Here is a 5,587-nt window from a genome sequence, read left to right on the forward strand (position 1 = left end):
GGAACTCTAATCCCGTGCGAACGGGGTGCATCCGGTAGGCAGCCCTTGAAATGCTTTGACAAGAGAAAGAGTAGGCGTGATTTGTACCAGTTCGGCATGAATCCGGGAATCTCCCAAAGTAGGTTGCTAGGAGGAGCGGGTTAATACCCGATAGACAGGCAGCCCTGTGATAAGCGCTGTGAGTGCATACGACCCACCAACATTTAAGCTGGACTCTCATTTGCACGAGGAAGACTGGCTTTTAACGTCATAGTCAATATTTTTTTTGACGGCTTAAAAGCGGTTCCACTTGTGCTTTGTATTTTCTAGAAGTCTAAGTAAACCCAAAAAACCGCTGCACGTAATTGGAACCTACAACAGCGGCTTTTGGAATTCAGTCCTTGGATTGACACCCAAGGTCTAAAAGTATCTTTATGAATAGTAACTCTTTGAGTTACCAAGTTTCAAGTGAAATTCCTTGCATTTGGCCGCTAGTACCTGTATTTGGTAAGCGACCTTATCATAAGCGATGGGTTGATAAATCTTTCCATCGCCTGGGAATCCTTGCTGAACTCCAAACTGGTAAGGCTTCAGGCATTGGCTTAAAACTTGGGGCTGGGTTGCTTGCAGTAGATTTTGACGGCGATTCTGCGCTGCAACTATTATCTAAACTCGCTGGCGAAAATAATCTTAATATTTTTTATCAAACCACTAGCTGGAGTAGCGGTCGCCCTGGGCGTAAACAGTGTTTATTTTCTGTGGATGAGAAAGATTGGGGTCGGCTGCGTAACCTTAGAATTGCTACTGGTATTCTGGGTGAGGATGGAACTGAAGAGTTTTTAGAGTTTCGGTGGCTAGGGAGTCAAAGCGTTATCCCGCCTAGTATACACCCGTCTACAGGTTTACCTTATCAATGGTTAAACAGTCCGCTTCAAACTCCTCCGGCTCTGGCTCCTGAATGGCTTATTAACTTATGTGAAGGCTGGCATAGTGAATTCGCGGGGCTTGACGAACTTGATTTAGTCCGATTTCCCGTGCGACTGTTTCCCTACTTTGGCCGCCAGATGAGTTTGTGGCTCCTCGCTCGGCGGTTTGATATTTCTCGATGGGAACATTCCGGTAAGTCAAAGGGCTGCGGCATTGGTAAATTTTCCCTACAAGCTGCAAGTTTAATTCTTAAGCGTAGCCCTGGGCATCTCAGGAAATTACTTTCTGCGGCTAAAACTTCCGGCTTGATTCGTTACTACAAGCAGCGCGGGGCTTGGATTACAGTTTGTTATTCGAGTTTGGAAAAAGCGATCGCACTTTCGGGCATTGATAAACTGGGCCCCGTCGCTTCCATAAATATTGACTCTTTAAAAAATATCCATCTCATCGCTACAGAGGTGGAAACACAAAATTTGCAGCGATTGTCTTTCCACCTGCAACGGCGGGAAGAAATCGAGCAAATAAAGCCGGGGGAACCTTCCGGCCTGTACACTCCGACGCAAATAATGGCCGCTTCTGCTTTGCACCCCTGCGAAAAACTGGCGCGGGTACTGGAAAAAAGAAGTGAGCGGTTTATTTTTTGCAAGTCGGATTTTAGGTTCTACGGCGGTAGTCAGGAGACGATCGCACAACTGCGCGGGTTATCTCCTGGCACTATCAGCCGTCATCTTTCAAATAGTTATAGGTTGGTCGCTTCCCCAGTTCACAAGTTTCGGGAAGATTTGCCGCCAATTTCTAAAAAGCAGTTGCTTGAACAATTGTCACATTTGCAAAAAATGCCGGCTAACTTCTGCCGTGAGGATGGTTTGATTTTCTTGAAGGGAGACTGGTACAAGCCACACCCCAACATTTATCTACTAAATCATCGGTTGGTGTCGGTTCGGCGTCGGCGTTTGGCAATAAGTAAATCTCGCACCGGGGGAGCTGGGATACATAAGGAAAAATTATTGATTTCTAAAATCTCGCCGGGGGATTTAGAGAATAAGGTTTCCTTATCAAAGCTTCTGGGAGAAGATTCTATCAAGAAAGAAAACTCTTCTAAAAAACCAGGACAAGGAAAATCAAAAATGATCATAGCTCAACAATAAGAAGCTTCCTCGCTTCCTCGCTTCCGAGTTTACTTAAATCAGGGAAGTTCTAGCCAATTGCTCTGTGCCAATTGGGGGTGCTTTGTGTGCCAATTTAGCTGTGACACTTTCTTCTGACTGGCACAATACAAAACTAAATATTGTTAACCACTAGACACAGTGCTAGACACAGTGCTAGTATATGTCTAGTAAACAATTAGACAAGGTACTAGACATGACTGACAGAGTACAGCTTAACTTGAGATTGGATGGTCGCCGTGATTTGCTGAAAGCTATCAAAGAAGTAGCAACCACTGAGGGTTTAAGCGTTAACGCCTGGGTAATTAAAACATTAGAGTCAGCCATTAACCCTGCTCCTAACTCTACACCTCAACCACTCGCTCACACCTCAATTCCAGACATAGAAGCACTGGTAGACAAAATGCTAGACGAAAAACTAGCAGCTAAATTTCCAGACACGATTGAACTTACAGAGACTGTCGCTCATGCTCTCACTACTCCAGAGGAAGCCCTGGCTCATGCTGCTATCTTCGGCTTCACTCCAGAGGAAGCTTTGGCAGATGTCCATTTTCAATTAAATATGCTTACCTCTAACTATGATGAGTTGGAAGATAAATATGATGCGTTGAAGCGCGATCGGAACGAACTTGAGCAACAAATGTCTGAACTTCAAAATGAAATAGTTTTTAAAAATTCGCAACTTTCAGAACTTCAGGCGGATAAACAATCGGCTCCTGGCGTTGAAACTTTCCCAGAGGCCGCTGAACTTTACAACCAGTTCAAAGCTCAAAATAAAAAGTCAAAAACTACGCTGGCAGACACAGAAAGACTCCTGCGACTTTTGCAAGACTTAAAACACAAAAATTTGCATTTAAACATTGACAACTGCGATTGAAGCTGCGATCGTAATGGGTAAGGAAGATTGTTGCGTGACTGCCCGGTGCGACTAACACCGAACAAGCCACGACTTCCCCAAGCCGTTGTACTAGAACGTTTGGAGCAAAATAATTATGCCACCAATTCCAGGTCAATCGCCAGATGGCGACAAAATTCTTGTTGACCGAAAAATGTTTCGGACAGTTTTTTCTTTACTTCTCAGTAGTTTAGACGAACTCAACTATGCTCGTCATCGCGAAGTTTTTTTGGATTCGCTGAATACTTTTTTGACGGAGCCGTCATTTTTGGATGGTGACCAGTGCTTTCAAGCTTCTCTGTTGCTTGATGCTTATTATGAATATGTACCTGCTTCACTTTCCTCTGTTCGCAGTAATTTAGAGCAAGCTCTTGAATTGATGAGGGTTGAGCGTTAAGTATGACTAAACCTTCTTCTAAAAGTCAGCTTGCTTGCCTCAAAGAATTAGCTGCCGACCGTGGATTAACAACTCAGCAAGCTCGTCAGTATGGAAAGCTGACTACAATTGCTACATGGGAAGCACTGCTTGCTAACACTCAATCGCTTGACACAAGTGATAAGCTTCAGCTTAGAGTCCTGGGACTTGACATTTGTAAATCATCAGTAGTCGCTTGCCTTCTTACAGAGCGGCCAGATTCTCCCCGCAATTCCTACTATTCGGTCGAGTTTTTAAAAATCAAGGCTGATGCTAGTGGAATTAAGCAGTTGCTCGAGCTTAAACCTGATGTCGCTTTGATGGAACCCACGGGCATCAACTACCAGCGTCTTTGGGGAACTCAGCTTGCAAAGGCTGGTATCAAAGTTTGTTTAGTTTCAAATAATAAGCTCCCAGCTTACCGCAGCACCCTTGACCTTCCTGACAAAGACGATGAAGCTGATGCTCTTGCCTTAGCTTGCTACTATTTCGATTTTCATCACTTGCCCCGGCGATTTTTGCAAGTACGGGACAGCACGATTGTCCGTGTTCGCGAGCTTTGTTTTCGGCTCGCCCATTACAATCGCGTACAGTCACCCATCATTAATCGGTTGCGCCAGGACTTAGCTTGGCAGTTTCCAGAGGTGATGAACGTTCGCTCTGTTCTTGGAATGGCTGGAGATGTGCCACCTTTGTTGTGGGGCTGGATTTCCCAGCAGCGGACTTCTGCAAAGTACGATCGCCTTTATGACGCGACTGTTGGTTCTGGCTTGATTGAGGAAACTCGATTTGCCGCCAAAATGCTCTGCGACCTTCAGCTCCAGGAGCGGAAAATTGAGCTTGAGCTTTTTGGCTTGATTCAATCCGATGTTCGTTTTTTGCCCTACCGCAAAGTTTTTGCTCAGTTTGGTTTTGGCTTGCGCGTCCAGGCGTTGATTCTTACCCAAATTTATCCAATTGAGGGTTTTTTTGGGGATAATGGCGAGCCTGAAGTTGTTATCACTAGGGGTCGCAATTCCAAAAAACCTACTAAGAAGCGGTACAGTGAGCGACGCTTTATGAAAACTTTGGGCTGTGCTCCTACTCGCGCTTGGTCTGGTGATGAACAGAAAAAATGTTACAAATCAGGTAGCGATGTTTGTCGCACTGCTTTGTGGCAGTGGATTTTTACCAGGATTGAGCCAAACAACACTCGTTTGAGCAACGCGATCGGACAGAAATTGTCTGTTTATTTCCTCGAATGTAAAAATCAGGGGCAACCAATTAAACTTGTGCGATCGCGTTTGGCGGCTAAAGCTGTTAGGATGTTGTGGCGTGAACTGGTTAAGGAAATTGTTGGTGTAGACAGTGTAGACACTGAGCTAGACAATACACTAGACAGTTTGCTAGACACAGAACTAGACAATTAAAAGCAGCAGTTTGAGAACGTGGGCCGGGGGGGGAGCCGGGTTATGGCCCGCCCCCCCGGCCGCGCCGGTGAAGATTTAGGGCGCCGCAGGCCAACCGGGGTGAGTAATACCCGGTATAACTAAAAGAAAATAAATAAATATTGATAGTAGAAAGTATATCCCTAGATAGATACAGCTATTTTTGATATATTTAACTTATCAATAATTTGTTTGATTTTATGATTAAATCAGTTAAGCCTGATGGGCGTGGTGGAAAGCGATTAGGAGCTGGTCGTCCTTCTATGTGGTCTAGTGGGGAAATTAAATCTATCCGAGTACCATTTTCTTTGGCAGACCAACTTTTGGAAATTGCCCGATATTTGGATGGTCAAGAATCCTTTCCTCGAAAAATTCATTCTTTTGAGGATGAAGAGTCCCAAGACTTTGATTGTCAGAAAGCTATGCAATTTAGCTATTTGCACCATTGCGCTGGGCGTTTGGCTTTTCAGAATAATCTGTTGCGTTCTGAAAATGAAAGTTTAAAGGCTCAACTAAAATCTATCCGAAAGCAAAAGTTTAAGGTGCTTTGACTTTTATGGTTGAGCAACTGACAAAAATTTCGAGTGGCAGCTTGGCCGCAGTGGTTTTTGTTGTAGGGGAAATGATTCCGATCGGACAAGCTGACGCCGAAATTTTAACGAAGTGGTGTCAGTTGCGGCTAAACAAGCGGTAAAATTCAGATTGGTGGAACTCTAATCCCGTGCGAACGGGGTGCATCCGGTAGGCAGCCCTTGAAATGCTTTGACAAGAGAAAGAG

General features: G+C 44.7%; 5 protein-coding genes. All 5 read left to right on the plus strand.

The features are described 5' to 3' along the window. The first annotated feature begins 413 nt into the window (after positions 1 to 413). The 5 genes from QUA90_RS29810 (at position 414) to QUA90_RS29830 (ending at position 5,360) form a co-directional block, all read left to right on the plus strand. Complete coding sequence (locus QUA90_RS29810; protein ID WP_333448728.1) at positions 414 to 2,054, plus strand: bifunctional DNA primase/polymerase; 1,641 nt, start codon at positions 414 to 416, stop codon at positions 2,052 to 2,054. Positions 2,055 to 2,235: 181 nt separating this feature from the next. Next, complete coding sequence (locus tag QUA90_RS29815) at positions 2,236 to 2,949, plus strand: hypothetical protein (RefSeq protein WP_333448729.1); 714 nt, start codon at positions 2,236 to 2,238, stop codon at positions 2,947 to 2,949. A gap of 115 nt (positions 2,950 to 3,064) precedes the next feature. After that, positions 3,065 to 3,364 (plus strand): hypothetical protein, encoded by a 300-nt coding sequence (locus tag QUA90_RS29820; protein ID WP_333448730.1) that lies wholly within the window; start codon positions 3,065 to 3,067, stop codon positions 3,362 to 3,364. A gap of 2 nt (positions 3,365 to 3,366) precedes the next feature. Further along, positions 3,367 to 4,791 carry an IS110 family transposase gene (locus QUA90_RS29825; RefSeq protein ID WP_333448731.1) on the plus strand — a complete coding sequence of 475 codons (1,425 nt, stop codon included), beginning with the start codon at positions 3,367 to 3,369 and terminating at the stop codon, positions 4,789 to 4,791. A 218-nt stretch (positions 4,792 to 5,009) separates the two neighbouring features. Next, positions 5,010 to 5,360 carry a hypothetical protein gene (locus QUA90_RS29830; RefSeq protein ID WP_333448732.1) on the plus strand — a complete coding sequence of 117 codons (351 nt, stop codon included), beginning with the start codon at positions 5,010 to 5,012 and terminating at the stop codon, positions 5,358 to 5,360. Positions 5,361 to 5,587 lie beyond the last annotated feature (227 nt).

Origin of the sequence: Microcoleus sp. D3_18_C4 (assembly GCF_036702355.1) — a bacterium.
Taxonomy (GTDB): domain Bacteria; phylum Cyanobacteriota; class Cyanobacteriia; order Cyanobacteriales; family Microcoleaceae; genus Microcoleus.

Coding starts and splice junctions, on each gene's coding strand:
- QUA90_RS29810 (WP_333448728.1), top strand. CDS start 414: ATGAATAGTAACTCTTTGAGTTACCAAGTTTCAAGTGAAATTCCTTGC.
- QUA90_RS29815 (WP_333448729.1), top strand. CDS start 2,236: ATGTCTAGTAAACAATTAGACAAGGTACTAGACATGACTGACAGAGTA.
- QUA90_RS29820 (WP_333448730.1), top strand. CDS start 3,065: ATGCCACCAATTCCAGGTCAATCGCCAGATGGCGACAAAATTCTTGTT.
- QUA90_RS29825 (WP_333448731.1), top strand. CDS start 3,367: ATGACTAAACCTTCTTCTAAAAGTCAGCTTGCTTGCCTCAAAGAATTA.
- QUA90_RS29830 (WP_333448732.1), top strand. CDS start 5,010: ATGATTAAATCAGTTAAGCCTGATGGGCGTGGTGGAAAGCGATTAGGA.